The organism is Devosia sp. (assembly GCF_017307495.1).
Taxonomy (GTDB): Bacteria; Pseudomonadota; Alphaproteobacteria; order Rhizobiales; family Devosiaceae; genus Devosia_A.
Window position 1 is genome coordinate 96327 of record NZ_JAFKHE010000016.1, and the last position, 14747, is coordinate 111073.

Annotated in this window: 13 protein-coding genes; 9 read left to right on the forward strand and 4 right to left on the reverse strand. The window is 65.2% G+C overall.

Going from position 1 to position 14747, the window contains the following annotated elements; all coding sequences use genetic code 11:
- Nucleotides 1-60: 60 nt before the first annotated feature.
- Entirely contained in the window at nt 61-276 is a 216-nt protein-coding gene (locus J0I99_RS08425; protein WP_291390861.1) for a hypothetical protein, read from the forward strand.
- Here the strand turns inward: J0I99_RS08425 and J0I99_RS08430 are convergent.
- Nucleotides 240-1439, reverse strand: coding sequence for a mandelate racemase/muconate lactonizing enzyme family protein (locus J0I99_RS08430; RefSeq protein WP_291397070.1), 1200 nt, complete (start codon nt 1437-1439; stop codon nt 240-242). The two genes, J0I99_RS08425 and J0I99_RS08430, sit on opposite strands and share 37 nt — an antisense overlap.
- Before the next feature lie 137 nt (nt 1440-1576).
- The gene (locus J0I99_RS08435; protein WP_291392922.1) at nt 1577-2278 is read right to left on the reverse strand and encodes a GntR family transcriptional regulator; all 702 of its coding nucleotides are present in this window, start codon (nt 2276-2278) and stop codon (nt 1577-1579) included.
- A 294-nt stretch (nt 2279-2572) separates the two neighbouring features.
- Here J0I99_RS08435 and J0I99_RS08440 point away from each other — a divergent pair, with 294 nt between their 5' ends.
- The 8 genes from J0I99_RS08440 (at nt 2573) to J0I99_RS08475 (ending at nt 11721) form a co-directional block, all read left to right on the forward strand.
- Complete coding sequence (locus J0I99_RS08440) at nt 2573-4000, forward strand: extracellular solute-binding protein (protein WP_291392943.1); 1428 nt, start codon at nt 2573-2575, stop codon at nt 3998-4000.
- Nucleotides 4001-4212: 212 nt separating this feature from the next.
- Nucleotides 4213-5100 (forward strand): carbohydrate ABC transporter permease, encoded by an 888-nt coding sequence (locus J0I99_RS08445; protein ID WP_291397071.1) that lies wholly within the window; start codon nt 4213-4215, stop codon nt 5098-5100.
- Complete coding sequence (locus tag J0I99_RS08450) at nt 5097-5975, forward strand: carbohydrate ABC transporter permease (protein WP_291392927.1); 879 nt, start codon at nt 5097-5099, stop codon at nt 5973-5975. The genes J0I99_RS08445 and J0I99_RS08450 overlap by 4 nt, the downstream gene beginning before the upstream one ends.
- A 16-nt stretch (nt 5976-5991) precedes the next feature.
- Entirely contained in the window at nt 5992-7086 is a 1095-nt protein-coding gene (locus J0I99_RS08455) for an ABC transporter ATP-binding protein (protein WP_291397072.1), read from the forward strand.
- A 64-nt stretch (nt 7087-7150) separates the two neighbouring features.
- Nucleotides 7151-8509 (forward strand): mandelate racemase/muconate lactonizing enzyme family protein, encoded by a 1359-nt coding sequence (locus J0I99_RS08460; protein ID WP_291397073.1) that lies wholly within the window; start codon nt 7151-7153, stop codon nt 8507-8509.
- A gap of 22 nt (nt 8510-8531) precedes the next feature.
- On the forward strand, nt 8532-9743 hold the full coding sequence (manD, locus tag J0I99_RS08465) for a D-mannonate dehydratase ManD (protein ID WP_291397074.1): 1212 nt from the start codon (nt 8532-8534) through the stop codon (nt 9741-9743).
- A gap of 19 nt (nt 9744-9762) precedes the next feature.
- Nucleotides 9763-10926, forward strand: a complete 1164-nt coding sequence (locus J0I99_RS08470; protein ID WP_291397075.1) for a mandelate racemase/muconate lactonizing enzyme family protein — start codon at nt 9763-9765, stop codon at nt 10924-10926.
- 27 nt (nt 10927-10953) lie between these two features.
- The gene (locus tag J0I99_RS08475; RefSeq protein WP_291392936.1) at nt 10954-11721 is read left to right on the forward strand and encodes a ribonuclease activity regulator RraA; all 768 of its coding nucleotides are present in this window, start codon (nt 10954-10956) and stop codon (nt 11719-11721) included.
- Between the two features lie 787 nt (nt 11722-12508).
- Here J0I99_RS08475 and J0I99_RS08480 read toward each other — a convergent pair.
- Together J0I99_RS08480 and hyi are read right to left on the reverse strand one after the other, a co-directional pair.
- On the reverse strand, nt 12509-13768 hold the full coding sequence (locus J0I99_RS08480) for a DUF763 domain-containing protein (protein WP_291397076.1): 1260 nt from the start codon (nt 13766-13768) through the stop codon (nt 12509-12511).
- 150 nt (nt 13769-13918) lie between these two features.
- The gene (gene hyi / locus J0I99_RS08485) at nt 13919-14701 is read right to left on the reverse strand and encodes a hydroxypyruvate isomerase (RefSeq protein WP_291397077.1); all 783 of its coding nucleotides are present in this window, start codon (nt 14699-14701) and stop codon (nt 13919-13921) included.
- Nucleotides 14702-14747: the final 46 nt, after the last annotated feature.

Genomic DNA, 14747 nt, shown 5'->3' on the forward strand with positions numbered 1-14747 from the left:
GCGACGCAGCGCCGTGCGCTAGCGTGGGACCCCTTCGCATGGAACGACTTGGGGTTTCCAATGCCGCCGCATCACAGCTGGGCGCCGCTGCGCGTCCCGCGCCACGCGACCGAGACGGTCGAGCAGTTCGAACAGCGCCGTAACGAGATCCTGCAGATCGTCGAGGGCTTCCGCATGGGGCGCTACGGCAGGAGCGAGGCGGAGCGACTCGAGCGCCGCCTCGCGGTCCTGCGCTCCGATCAGTCGAAGAAGCCGGCGTCTTCCTCGCGCAGGTAGCGCTTGGCCGCCTTGGCATCGATGTCGAGCCCGAGGCCGGGGCCCGGCAGCAGGTCGACATGGCTGTCGACGACGATCGGCCCGGAGGGCAGCCCGGTGACGATCTCGTTCCAGAACGGGTCGGAGGCCGACGGGTACTCGAAGGCGATGTAGTTGGCCGGCAGCGTCGCGCACACGTTGATCAGCGCGCCGAGGCCGAGCAGGCCGTTGGCGGTGCCATGCGGCGCCATCATGATCGAGTGCATGTAGGCGTGCTCGGCCACCCACTTGAGCTCGGCAATGCCGCCGATATCGGCCGGATCCGGGCCGACGACGCGCACCGCCTGGGTCTCGATCAGTTCCTTGAAGTTGTGGCGCAGGTAGATCTGCTCGCCGGTGTGGATCGGGGTCGAGGTCGACTGCGTCAGCTCGCGATAGGCCTGCGGGTTCACCCACGGCACGTAGTCGCCGGTGAGCATGTCCTCGAGCCACATGATGTTGTACTTCTCGACCGCCTGGGCGAACTTGATCGCATCGGGCAGGAACCAGCCGGGGCCGCAATCGAGCGCCAGGCTGACCTTGTCGCCGAGCGCTTCCTTCATCGCGATCACGCAGTCGAGCATGTAGTTGAAGCCGTGCTCGGAGATCTGACCCTGGTCCATGGCGCCGTGGTAGGTCGGGGGCTGGCGCACGCCGTAGTGGAAGTCGTCGTAGCTCTGCTTCATCGAGGAGTGAAAGCTCAGGCCCTGCTTGACCATGAAGAACTTCTGCGGCTGCTCGGCCATCCACTTGACGTCGGCGGCGAAATCCTCGGGCCGGTCGCCCGAGCGGCGCTGGCGGATCGAGCCGTTATAGACGCGCACCTTGTCGCGTACCTTGCCGCCGAGCAGCTTGTAGGCCGGCACGTTCGCGGCCTTGCCGGCGATATCCCAGAGCGCATGCTCGATGGCCGAGACGGCCGCGCCATACGGCTTGAACGAGCCGCGCTGGCGGATCTTCAGCATCACGCGCTCGACATCGGTCGGGTCCTCGCCGATCAGCGCCTCGCGGAAATGCAGCACCCAGGGCTTGAGGTACGGCTTGGTGTATTCGACCTCGCCCAGGCCGTAGAGGCCCTCGTCGGTGACGATGCGGACGATCGGATGCTTGCCGATGACGGCACAGCGCAGGTCGGTAATCTTCATGATGCTCCCTCGGGCCCCAATGGGCCTTCCTTTTTCGTGGTCACGACAGCACCCGACCCGACCCCGATCGCTCGCGGCGGGATGGCGCGAAATGGATGATCAGCAATGACGGTGCCGGTCCTCCCAACCGGCGCAAGTCAGGGGCGCCGAAGCGCCGTGTTCCTCTGGGCCACGCCCATCTGCTCGATGATATGCCGGCCGGACCCCTCGACATGGCGCGCCACCACGGCGGCGGCGCCCTGGGCGTCCTGCGCGCGGATGCACTCGATGAGTTCGCGATGTTCGCGCACGACTGAGACGCGGCGGCTGAGCGAAGTGGGAAACCGCCGGCTGATGGCGCGCAGAATCTCGCGATGCTTCCACCACAGGTCGGCGGCGTGCCGGTTGTAGTGCCGATCGTAGATGAACTGGTGGAAGCGCGTGTCGAGCTGGCCGTGCAGGTTGCGGTCGACGAAATTGTTGGCCTCGATCTCGGCCTCGATGGCCTCGAGTTCAGCCAGGTCGGCATCCGTGGCGATGGACACGAACCAGCGGGTGAGCTCGGCCTCGATCAGCATCTCGATCTCGATGATGTCGCGCACGAAATCAGCGTCGATCGGCCTTACGCGGGCGCCGCGATTGGGCTCCATCAGGACGAACCCCTCGCCGCGCAGCTGCTGCAGGGCCTCGCGCACCGGGTTGGTCGAGGTCTGGTAGTGCTCGGCGAGCTCGGCGACCTTCAGGCGCTCGCTCGGGCCCAGCCGCCCCGAGATGATGTCCTCCCGGATCATCTCGTAGACGGAGGCCTGCTGCTCGAGCGTCTCCTCGGGCCGGTCAGCGCTGTCGGTCGCCTGGCTCATACTTTCTGTTTATGCATGTTTTTTGGGCAAGCCAAGTCCTGTTCACACGCTAAAATTCCGAAATTATGTATGATCCTGGCAATGTTGACATACAGTTGGATGTCTGGAACTGTGCCATACCAGTTGGGCAAATCCGGCCGCGAAGACCGGAAACCCGTGAAGAACAGCGTGAGCTGTAAGGACTTGCGTGCGCGGAAGCCGCGGCGCGGGCCGATTTTAGGAGGACGTTTCATGCAGACCAGGACCGGCCGGCGTATGCTTGGCCTTTCAGTGGCGGCGCTGACCGCCGCCACCATGCTGACGACGGCGACCAGTGCAGCCTACGCGCAGAGCGTGGACCTGTCGAAGTGGTCGCCGGAATACGTGAAGTCGATCGCCGGCACCAAGCAGTTCGACGCTGCCAAGGATTGCGGCGCGGTCGTTCCCAACGACTACACCGGCCGCGTGTCCTACTGGTACACGGGCCCGTTCGAGGCCGATCCGCAGATCGCGCACGACATGGACAAGGCGTTCTGGGACGCGTTCCACGCGGCCTACCCGAACATCACCACCGACGTGCAGTCGATCACCTACAACGAGCTGCTCGACAAGTTCCGCACCGCCCTGCTCGGCAATGCCGCGCCGATGGTCATCCGCCTGCAGATCCTGGGTGGCGTCGAGTTCGCCGCAAAGGGCTACCTGCAGCCGCTCAAGCCCGAGGACGTCGGCTACACTGCCGCTGACTTCTGGCCCGGCGCGCTCAAGTCGGTGACCTACGAGGGCACCTCGTACGGCCTGCCGACCAACAACGAGACGATGGCCCTGATCTGGAACGCCAAGGTGTTCAAGGACGCCGGCCTCGATCCCGAGAACCCGCCCAAGACCTGGGACGACGTGGTCGCCTATTCCAAGCAGATCCACGAAAAGCTGGGCATCCCGGGCTATGGCCTCGTGGCCAAGCAGAACGCCGGCAACACGCCGTTCCGCTTCATGCCGATGATGTGGGCCTATGGTGGCGGCGCGCTGGACGAAGCCTCGGCGGACCCGTCCTACAAGACGGTCGAGATCAACAACGCGGGCTCCAAGGCCGCGCTGCAAGCCGCCTACCAGATGTACGCTGTCGACAAGTCGGCCCCGACCTCGGCCCTGACCAATACCCAGGGCGAGAACCAGGCGCCGTTCATCGCCGGCAAGCTCGGCATGATGATTGCCCACCCGGCCGAGTACGCCAAGATGACCGACCTCGCCTCCAAGGCGACCGGCGCCGACAAGGCCGTGGCTGACGATGTGGTGGCCAACATGCGCTATGGCCTGCTGCCGACCGGTCCGGACGGCAAGCGCGCCGTGGTGTTCGGCGGCTCCAACATCCACGTGGTCAAGCCCGAGTTCGTCGAGGGCGGCAAGTCGGACGAGCAGGCGGTCAAGGCTCTGATCTGCTTCTGGGACAGCCCGGAATGGTCGACCAAGCTCGCCTGGGTCGGCTCCAACCCCGGCAACATCAACGGCTTCATGACCGACGCCATGAAGCAGCGCCTCGAGACCATCAAGTTCCTCGACGTCACGACCTCCATGCTGCCCAACGGCATCCCGTTCCCGGTGATCCCCGAGGCTCCCGAGATCATGAACATCATCGTGCCGGACATGATGCAGAACGCGCTCACCGGCGCCATGACCGTCGACCAGGCAGCCGACGACGCGGCCAAGAAGGTCGAGGCCATCGTCGCTGGCGGCGGCGGCATCTGATCGCTGACCGACAAGTATCGTGACCGGCGGCCCGCGCCGCCGGTCTTCTATCTAAGCTGGAGCGCATTCGAGGGACGGTTGCAGACCTTTCCGTCCCCGATGCGCGACCAAGCAGAACACCAGGGCAAGCCACAGTGAGCACCGTTCCGGGTCAAGCCATCTTCCGTGATGTCCCGCCACAGGCGCCCAGGCGTCCGAATATCGGGCAGCGGATGTGGAACAGCCGCACCGACTATCTGTACGTTGCGCCCGCCATCTTCGTGATGCTGATCGTCATCGGCTACCCGATCTACTACACGATCGAACTGAGCTTCTTTAACACCCCCGCGAGCCTGTCGCTGGCCGACAAGACGTTCAACGGGCTCGACAACTACGTCACCATCCTGACCAGCCCGATCTTCTGGAAGGTCACGTGGCAGACCGTGGTGTGGACGACGCTTTCCACCTTCTTTGCCTTCGTGCTCGGCCTCGGCGCCGCGCTGGCGCTCAATCGCGAGTTCGCCGGCCGCGGCTTCCTGCGCGGCCTGCTGCTGATCCCGTGGGTCGTGAGCGCGGTCGCCGCCTCCTATGTGTGGAAGTGGCTCTACCATTCCGATTTCGGTGTCATCGGCGCCCTGATGGTGCAGTTCGGGCTGACCGACCACCCGATCAACTTCATCGACAACACCACAACCTCGCTCTACGCGCTGATCGTCGTGAACGTGTGGAAGGAATTCTCGTTCGCCATGATCATGCTGATGGCGGGCCTGCAGACCGTTCCCGACAGCCTGCTGCGTGCCGCGCAGGTGGATGGGGCAAGCGCCTGGCAGCGGTTCTGGCACGTCACCTTCCCGCACCTGGCGGGCGTCTCGACCGTAACCGTGCTGCTGCTTGCAGTGCAGAACTTCAACTCCTTCATCATCCCGTGGGTGATGACGAGCGGCGGTCCCGCCGGCTCGTCCGACATCTGGATCACCCATATCTACCAGATCGCCTTCGGGCGGCAGCGCTGGGGCGTGGGCGCGGCCTACGCGGTGATCCTGTTCATCGTGATGATGGTGCTCGGCTACTTCTACGTGCGGGCACTGACCAAGGGCGACGAATCGAGGGCCGGCGCATGAGTGCGAGCACGGAAGCAGCGGTGATCCATCGCACGGGCATCGACGGCTGGCGCTGGTTCGGTCGTCTGTTCCTCGTCCTGCTGCTCGGCTTCACGGTGATGCCGATGCTGTGGATGTTCATCACCTCGCTGAAGACGGGTTTTGCCGCGATGCAATACCCGCCGCAGTGGTGGCCGACCGAGCCTACGCTGGAGAACTACTGGCGCCTCATCGATCCCACCAGCAGCGTCGGCCAGGACTTCCTGCGGTACTTCTGGAACAGCGTCTGGGTCTCGACCCTCACCACCATCCTCGCGGTGGTCGTCGCGGTGCCGGCGGCCTATGCCTTCTCGCGCTTCCGCTTTCCCGGCCGGACGTTCCTGTTCTTCGCCGTGCTGCTGCGCAACATGTTCCCGGCCGTGGTGTTCCTCGTGCCGCTGTTCATCCTGATGCGCGTGCTCGGCCTCGTGAACACGCACGGCTCGCTGATCCTGACGTACCTGACCTTCGGCCTGCCGCTCGCCATCTGGCTGCTGAAGGGCTTCTACGACAACATCCCGGTCCAGCTCGAGCAGGCGGCCCGCATCGACGGTGCGACGCGCTTCCAGGCGTTCTTCCTGATCGTCATGCCGCTCTCGACGCCGGGCATCATCGCCACCTCGATCTACAGCTTCATCGGCGCCTGGAACGAGTACATCTACGCCTACACGTTCCTCACCCGGCACGACCAGATGACCCTGCCGGTCGGCATCCAGCGCTTCTTTTCTGAGAACGCCACGGATTGGCCGGGGCTGATGGCGGCGACCTTCATGATGAGCATCCCCGTCGTGGTGCTGTTCCTCGTCCTGCAACGCTACTTCGTTCGCGCGCTCACCGAAGGCGCCGTGAAGCACTAACCGCCAGGGAACCCTTATGGCTCAGGTTGTCCTCAAAGACGTGGTCAAGAACTACGGCGGCGTATACGCCGTGAACCACGTATCGCTGACCGTCGAGGATGGCGAATTCGTCGCCCTGGTCGGACCTTCGGGCTGTGGCAAGACCACGACGCTCAATCTCGTCGCCGGGCTCATCCCGATGTCGGGCGGCACGATCACCATCGGCGATCGCGACGTGACCGATCTCGATCCGAAGGACCGGGACATCGCGATGGTGTTCCAGAACTACGCGCTCTATCCGCAGAAGTCGGTCTACAGGAACCTCGCCTTCCCGCTGCAGATGCGGAAGATGGACAAGGCCGAGATCGACCGTCGGGTGCAGGCCGCCGCCAAGACGCTCGACATCACCCACCTTCTGGAGCGCAAGCCGAGAGAACTCTCGGGCGGCCAGCAGCAGCGCGTCGCCCTCGGCCGCGCCCTGGTGCGCGAGCCGCGTGCCTTCCTGATGGATGAGCCGCTCAGCAACCTCGATGCCAAGCTGCGCGTGCAGATGCGAAGCGAGATCAAGCGCTTCCACCAGGACCTCGGCGCCACGATCATCTACGTGACGCACGACCAGCTCGAGGCCGTCACCATGTCCGACAAGATGGCGGTGATGAACGGCGGCTTCCTGCAGCAGTACGACAGCCCGGCCAACGTCTTCGCCAATCCGGTGAACATGTTCGTCGCGAGCTTCGTCGGCTCGCCGGCGATGAGCCTGGTGCCGCTGACGGCCGTGTCGAAGGGCACGGACGTCGTCCTCGCCAGCCCGGAGGGCTGGGAGATGCCGCTGTCCGACGCCAATGGCAGGAAGGCGCTCTCCGCCAAGTCGAACAAGGTTGTGCTCGGCGGCCGGCACTCGACCATCCAGGTGCACAAGGCGCAGGTGCCGGGCTCGGTGCCCGGCAAGGTCTACACCGTCGAGCCCACCGGCGACGTCACCTTCGCCCAGGTGTTCGTCTCCGGCGCCGTGGTCAATGTCAGCGTCGCGCCGAGCTTCCAGTTGCGCCCCGACGAGCCGGTATTCCTCGAGTTCGACCAGAACCGGATGCACCTGTTCGACGCCGAGACGGAGATGGCGCTGACGCTCTAGGCCGCCCCCCCACCCCATTCTGTCCCGGGCGGCAGGGTCGTGCCGCCCCAAGCGAGGCATGCCCATGATGACTGCGAACACTGCCGAGGACGCCCTCAACCGCGTCAACACCAGCTCCAAGCCCTCAGACCTGCGCATCACCGATATCCGGGTGGCCGAGATCACCGGCGCGCCGTTCCGCTCGGCGCTGCTGAAGATCTACACCAACCAGGGCATCGTGGGGCTCGGCGAGGTCCGGGACGGCGCCAGCGCCACCTACGCCCTGATGCTGAAGAGCCGCCTCATCGGCGAGAACCCGTGCGACGTCGATCGCCTGTTCCGCCGCATCAAGCAGTTCGGCGGCCACGGCCGCCAGGGGGGCGGCGTGTCCGCGGTCGAGATCGCGCTGTGGGATCTCGCCGGCAAGGCCTATGGCGTGCCGATCTACCAGATGCTCGGCGGCAAGTTCCGCGACAAGGTCCGCTGCTACTGCGACACCGACGCCGACCGTCCCAGCGGCACCGAGATGGGCAAGCGCCTCAAGGAGCGCATGGACAAGGGGTTCACCTTCCTCAAGATGGACCTGGGGCTGATGGAAATCGCCCACATCCCCGGCGCCGTCGTCGGCCCCGCCGGTGCCATTGACGCGTTCCGCCAGCATCCCGCCAGCGTCGGCCCGCAGACCGCGGAGCAGCGCTACGCCCGCAACCGCGCCTATGACGCGCAGAACGTCATGCACCCCTTCACCGGCCTGCACTTCTCCGAGAAGGGCCTCGACCTGCTCGACCAGTACATGGGTGAAGTGCGCGGCGAGATCGGGCCGGAAATCCCGCTCGCCATCGACCATCTCGGCCACATCTCGCTGCAGGACGGCATCCGCCTGGCCCAGCGCATCGAGAAGTACACCCCGGCATGGCTTGAGGACGTGATCCCGTGGCAGTACGCCGAGGGTTACCGCCGCCTCCAGGAAGCGACCTCGGTGCCGATCTGCACCGGCGAGGACATCTACCTCAAGGAAGGCTTCGAGCCGCTCTTCAACGCCGGCATCTCAGTGATCCACCCCGATATCCTGACCACGGGCGGCATCCTCGAGACCAAGAAGATCGGCGACGCGGCGCAGGACTACGGTATCGCCATGGCCATCCACATGGCCGAGACCCCGGTCGCCGCCATCGCCGCGGCCCACATCGCCACCGCCACCGAAAACTTCCTCGCGCTTGAATATCACTCCGTCGACGTGCCGTGGTGGGACGACATCGTCACCGGCTTCGACGGCCCGATCGTCAGGAACGGCTTCATCGAACTGAGCGACAAGCCTGGCCTCGGCATCGACGACCTCAACGACGAGGTCCTCCGCCAGCACCTGCAGCCGGGCGTCACCGACATCTGGCAGCCGACCGACCAGTGGAACGACGACACGTCCTGGGACCGCACCTGGTCGTAAGCATCCGGAACCGAGGCACGCCATGAAGATCAAAGAGATCAAGGTCATCGTCTGCTCGCCCGGACGCAACTTCGTCACCGTGAAGGTGATCACCGACGAGGGCGTCTACGGCATCGGCGACGGCACGGTGAACGGCCGCGAACTCGCGGTCGTCTCCTACCTCAAGGACCACATTGCCCCCACCCTCATCGGCAAGGACCCCCTCCGCACCGAGGACATCTGGCAGTACCTCTACAAGGGCGCCTACTGGCGCCGCGGCCCGATCACCATGGCGGCGATCGCCGCGATCGACATGGCGCTGTGGGACATCAAGGCCAAGGTCGCGAACATGCCGCTCTACCAGCTGCTTGGCGGCCGGTCGCGCGACAAGGTGATGGTCTATAAGCATGTCGGCGGCCTCGACATCTCCGAGGTCACCGAAGGCGTCATCGCCATGCGCGAGCAGGGCCTCGACGCCATCCGCGCCCAGGTCTCGATCCCCGGCCTGCCGCCGATCTACGGCACCGGCCCGTCCACCGACCAGGCTGCCGGCGGCATGATCAAGCCGATGGTCACCGAGGAGGTCTGGGCCACGCACAAATACATGCCGCTGGTCCCCAAGCTGTTCGAGAAGCTGCGCGATGCGGTCGGCTGGGACGTGCACCTCTTGCACGACGTGCACCACCGTTTGACCCCCATCGAGGCCGCACGGCTGGGCAAGGACCTCGAGCCCTACCGCCTGTTCTGGCTCGAGGACGCCGTTCCCGCCGAGCTGCAGGAAGGCTTCCGCATCATCCGCCAGCACACCACCCAGCCGCTGGCCGTGGGCGAGATCTTCAACTCGGTCTACGACACCACGACGCTGATCCAGGAACAGCTGATCGACTACATCCGCGTCACCGCCGTGCATGCGGGCGGCGTCACCGGCATCAAGAAGATCTTCGATTTCGCCTCGATCTACCACGTGAAGTCGGCCTGCCACGGCCCCATGGACATGTCGCCCGCCACCATGGGCGCCAACATCCATGTCGACACCGCGATCAACAACTTCGGCATCCAGGAATTCACCGGCTACACCAAGGAGACCTACGACGTCTTCAAGTGCGACTGGCGCTACGACCGCGGCTACCTCTACCCCAACGAGACGCCCGGCCACGGCACCGACATCGATGAAGACCTGGCCGCCAAGTATCCCTACGCCGCCGCCTACCTGCCGGTCGCCCGGCTCGAGGACGGCTCGATGACCAGCTGGTAACTCCGGAAAGACGCGTCACGTGAAGATCACCGACATCAAGCCGTTTCCCGTCTGGGTCGGCCATCGCAACCAGCTGATCGTCAAGGTCGAGACCGACGCCGGCATCTTCGGCTGGGGCGAAAGCGGCCTTTCGGGCCGCGAGAAGTCCGTGGTGGGGGCGCTCGAGCATTTCCGCGAGTTCCTGATCGGCAAGGACCCGTTCCGCATCGGCGCCATCTGGCAGGAGCTCTATCGCAGCCAGTATTTCGAGGGCGGGCGCGTGCTCACCGCGGCGCAGTCGGCGCTCGACATCGCGCTGCACGACATCAAGGGCAAGGCGCTGGGCGTTCCCGTCTACGAGCTCCTGGGCGGCAAGCATCGCGAGGTCATCCCGACCTTCGCCTCCACCGGATCGATCACCGACGATGGCGACGAGACCATCGCACAGGCCAAGGCGCTGATGGCGCGCGGCTGGAACACCATCCGCTTCTTCCCCGCCGCCTGGAACGACGCATCGGGCATCTTCGAGCCGCGCGAGAGCATCGGCAAGACCGCGAAGTTCCTGATCCGGGCCCGCAAGGAACTGGGCGAGGACGTGGTGCTCGGCATCGACTACCACCACCGCCTGTCGGTCGCCGAAACCGCCAGCTTCTGCCAGAAGATGCCGTCGGGCACGCTCGACTTCCTCGAGGAGCCGATCCGCGACGAGACGCCGGAGGCCTACGAGTCGCTGCGCACCCTGACCGACGTGCCGTTCGCCGTCGGCGAGGAGTTCGCCTCCAAGTGGCAGTTCCTGCCCTATATCGAGCGCGGCATCCACCAGTATAACCGGCTCGACCTGTGCAATGTCGGCGGCTTCACCGAGGCGATGAAGGTCGCCGGCTGGTCCGAGGCGCACTATGTCGACCTGATGCCGCACAATCCGCTCGGCCCGATCTGCACCGCGGCGACCATCCACTTCTCTGCCGCCACGGCGAACTTCTTCGCCCTCGAGGTCCGCGCCAACGCCACCGACCTTTATGCCGGCACGCCGACGGCGGAGCTGTTCCCGCAGATGCCGATGCTCGATGGCGCCGTGTTCAGGGTGCCGAACGGCCCCGGCCTCGGCATCGAGATCAACGAAAAGCTGCTCGACCGGGACAGCTTCAAGTTCTGGGAAGCGCCCCATCTCAAGCGCCACGACGGTTCGGTTACGAACTGGTAGGCCCGACCAATTTTTCAGGAGGACAACATGGCCATCATTCAAGCGAAGATTCCGCCCTTCAAGCGTCCGAGCAAGGACATCATCAACGCGCTCAAGGACATCGGCACCGCGACCGTCGCCGGTTCGCTCGGCCATTCCGGCTTCCGCAACCCGCACATGGTCGGCCCGGTCAGCCAGTACAAGGGCAAGTCGATCGTCGGCACGGCCCTCACCCTGCAGTTCATGCCGCAGCGCCCGGACCTGTTCAGCGAGGGCGAATACGCCGATCCGGAGACGCAGCTGCACCGCCACGTGCTGTATGAAGTCGAGGAAGGCGACGTAGTCGTCGTCGATGCCCGCGGCGACATGAGCTCGGGCGTGTTCGGCGACATGATGTCGACCTACTTCAAGGGCCGCAAGGGCGCCGGCATCGTCATCGACGGCGTCATGCGCGACAAGCCGAACGTCGACAAGCTCGACCTCGCCATCTGGATGCGCGGCTGGACCCCGAACTATCACGTGCAGGTCTCCATCTGGCCATCGGCGGTGAACGTGCCGATCTCGTGCGGCGGCGTCATGGTCATCCCGGGCGACATCATCATGGCCGACGACGACGGCGTGATCGTCCTGCCCCAGTCGATGGCCGAAAAGGTGATCGAGGATTCGAAGAAGCACGCCGAGTGGGAGGTGTTCAGCCGCGAAAAGCTCACCGCCGGTGAATCGCTCCGCCGCTACTACCCGCTGCACCCCGACGCCGAGGAAGAGTACCAGGCCTGGCGCAAGGCCAAGGGCCTGCCGCCCAGCCCGAGCCACTAGACTGGCCTAACCCTGCAAGCGAATACGAGAAGGGCGCCCAGGTGGCGCCCTTCTTGCGGCATCTTGTCTAGTGGCGAGACGTCATCTCCTGAACCGCCTCGGCAACATGTGCTAGATCGAACTGACCCGGATACACTTTCTGGTACGCAAGCATCGTCCAAAGCCCAACGCGAGCGGCGTTCTTCAGCCCAAAGTCCAGTGGAAGGCCGTCGCCATGCAAGTAGACAGTGTCAAACATTCGCTTTCCTTCCTCTTGCCGAATGTTCGTGCTGATCGAGAGCCCTGGTTCATTGGAGTGTGCACCAAAGTCAATCAACGTCTCGTACAGAGACACAAATGCCGATGCTATGTCGGGGAAGTCTTGGCGAAAGTGGCGCTTAAGGCTTCCGAAACTGAATTCCTTCCTGACTCGCTCAGCCGCTGCGGCAGAGTTGCCACGCGAAAACCACAGCTGAGTCCTTTGTTCGTTTGGACCGATGTGAAGTCCGTATGCTGCGGCCTCTAGGGTTGCCCTCTGCAGTACGACGGCCTCATAGACTTGACCCGCCATTGCGCACGCCGATGCTGCTCTGAAGCACGAGTGCGACCTTAAAAAGAAGTTCATCGGCTGGAGTGGAGTGGGGTCTATCTTTCCCTCGAGAAGGCGCCAAAGTAACCAGTCAATCTGCACGAGATCGTCCTTGGCTGGCGCCTTGTTATGAAACGTGGCGTACTGGTTCTCTCTCGCGGCATCGAATGCGGCGGTAAAGCTGTTCAGCCCCCAGCCTGACGGTGGATTCATCACGTCCTACACCCGCATCTTCGCCCGCGCATAAGCATTGGGCCTGTCGTCCATCACCGTACGCCCGCCATATTCCGGGGCGCGGCGGCGCTCCTCGGCGATGAAGTCGTGGAAGCCGGGCCCGCCGGCCTCCTCCATGGCGCGGGCCTGCACGTCGAGGCGCCGGATCGCCGCCAGTTCCTCGTCGGCGCCCAGACGCGCCTTGCCGACCGCCGATTTCAGCACGCGAATGGTCTCGTCATAGACCTTGAGCGGCACCGGGAAAGGATGCCCGTCCTTGCCGCCATGCGCCATGGCGAAGCGCCCGGGATCGGCGAAACGGTGCGGAGCGCCGTGCACCACCTCGGCCACCTGCGCCAGGGCGCGGACGGTGCGGGCCCCGACGCCGGGCACCAGCAGCAGTTCGGCGAAATCTTCCGGCGCCCGGTCGGCGGCGGCGGCGAGGCTGCCGTGCAGGCGGCGCAGCATCACGTCCTTGGGGCGAATGTCGTGGTGCTCGGGCATGATCAGATGCGGCAGCAGCGGCTCGTCGCTCTGTGCCGGCGCGGGCTCGGCGATGCCCTCGATGCGGCTGACCTCCCTGACGATGGCATCCACTCCCATGCCGCCAAGCAGCTCGGTCTGCGCGCTGCGGGAGCGGGCGGCGCGAACATCGGTCAGGTTGACGATCACCCCCTGCCCCGCGCCTTCGATCGCCGCGTGCGGCGCCTCGACGAAACTGCTCAGCCCGGCCGATTGCCAGTGGTAGCGGCGCGCGGTCCTGGCATCGCCCTTCATGCCCTGCTGCACCACCACCCATTTGCCGTCGTCGGCGACGATGAAGCCGTGCAGGTAGAGTTCGAAGCCGTCCTGCACGGCGGCGCTGTCGACCTTGGCGACCAGCCGGCTGGCCCTCGCCAGCGCCGCCCCGTCGAATCCGACCCGGTTGCCAATGGCGACCAGCTCGTCCGGGGTCTTGCGCGAATGCCGGCCGCGTCCGCCGCAGATATGGAGGCCCAGTTCGCGCTCGAGCGGCCTGAGCCCGCCCTTCAGCGCGCCGATGACGCTGGTGGTGATGCCGCTCGAGTGCCAGTCCATGCCCATGACGGCGCCGAACGACTGGAACCAGAACGGATTGGCCAGCCGGCTCAGCAGTTCGTCGCGGCCATATTCATGGGCGATGGCCTGGCAGATCACCGCGCCGAGCCGCGCCATGCGCTCGCTCAGCCATTTCGGCACCCTGCCGCCGTGCAGCGGCAGATCGGCACTTCCGGCGCGACTGGCCATGGGAGAAGTCCTCGTTCGGGGCGAGGATAGCATGGGAACGAAACGGAAACAAATGCATGTGTGCCGCCTCCCTCCCCCTTGAGGGGAGGGATCGAGGGAGGGGGTGGTTCAGTGGATCACCGATGGACCCCCACCCCCCAGCCCCTCCCCTCAAGGGGGAGGGGAACCCATCCACCCAAGGTCCGCGCCTGTCCCGCCGCGCGGGCGGTATTCGCAGCCGACCCAGCCGTCGTAGCCGAGCCGGTCGAGCTCACCCAGCACGAAGCCGTAGTTGATCTCGCCCGTCCCCGGCGCATGCCGGCCGGGATGGTCGGCGATCTGCACGTGGGCGACCCGGTCCTGCAAGGAGGCGAAGTTACGGATCAGGTCGCCCTGCATGATCTGCACATGGTAGAAATCGAACTGGATAAAGAGGTTGTCGCTGCCCACCGCGTCGAGAATGCCGTCGGCGTGGATGGTGTTGTCGACGAAGAAGCCCGGGATATCGACGACGCTGTTGATCGGCTCGATCAGCAGCTTCACCCCGGCAGCGGCGAAGCGCGGCGCGGCGTATTTCAGGTTCTCGACCAGCACGGCGTCCAGCACTTCAATACTGAGGTGCGGCGGCCTGATGCCGGCGAGGCAGTTCACCCGCGTGCAGCCCAGCGCCGTGGCATAGCGGATCGCCGTCTCCACCCCCTGCCGGAACTCCTCCACCCGCCCCGGCAGGCAGGCGATGCCACGCTCGCCGGCCGCCCAGTTGCCGGCCGGCAGGTTGAACAGCGCCTGTTCGAGGCCGTTGTCGCGCAGCAGTGCAGCCACCGTTTCGGGCGGCAGTTCATAGGGCGAGACATACTCGACGGCGCGAAAGCCATCGGCGGCGGCAGCAGCGAAGCGCTCGGCAAACGGCAGGTCGGGATAGAGGAAGGAGAGGTTGGCGGAGAATTTCGGCATGGCCCAGCCAGAGCATGCAGAGCGACGAGGGTAAAGTGCTCTGAAT

Coding starts and splice junctions, on each gene's coding strand:
- hyi (WP_291397077.1), bottom strand. CDS start 14,701: ATGCCGAAATTCTCCGCCAACCTCTCCTTCCTCTATCCCGACCTGCCG.
- J0I99_RS08445 (WP_291397071.1), top strand. CDS start 4,213: ATGTGGAACAGCCGCACCGACTATCTGTACGTTGCGCCCGCCATCTTC.
- J0I99_RS08435 (WP_291392922.1), bottom strand. CDS start 2,278: ATGAGCCAGGCGACCGACAGCGCTGACCGGCCCGAGGAGACGCTCGAG.
- manD (WP_291397074.1), top strand. CDS start 8,532: ATGAAGATCAAAGAGATCAAGGTCATCGTCTGCTCGCCCGGACGCAAC.
- J0I99_RS08440 (WP_291392943.1), top strand. CDS start 2,573: ATGCTGACGACGGCGACCAGTGCAGCCTACGCGCAGAGCGTGGACCTG.
- J0I99_RS08430 (WP_291397070.1), bottom strand. CDS start 1,439: ATGAAGATTACCGACCTGCGCTGTGCCGTCATCGGCAAGCATCCGATC.
- J0I99_RS08450 (WP_291392927.1), top strand. CDS start 5,097: ATGAGTGCGAGCACGGAAGCAGCGGTGATCCATCGCACGGGCATCGAC.
- J0I99_RS08480 (WP_291397076.1), bottom strand. CDS start 13,768: ATGGCCAGTCGCGCCGGAAGTGCCGATCTGCCGCTGCACGGCGGCAGG.
- J0I99_RS08425 (WP_291390861.1), top strand. CDS start 61: ATGCCGCCGCATCACAGCTGGGCGCCGCTGCGCGTCCCGCGCCACGCG.
- J0I99_RS08475 (WP_291392936.1), top strand. CDS start 10,954: ATGGCCATCATTCAAGCGAAGATTCCGCCCTTCAAGCGTCCGAGCAAG.
- J0I99_RS08455 (WP_291397072.1), top strand. CDS start 5,992: ATGGCTCAGGTTGTCCTCAAAGACGTGGTCAAGAACTACGGCGGCGTA.
- J0I99_RS08460 (WP_291397073.1), top strand. CDS start 7,151: ATGATGACTGCGAACACTGCCGAGGACGCCCTCAACCGCGTCAACACC.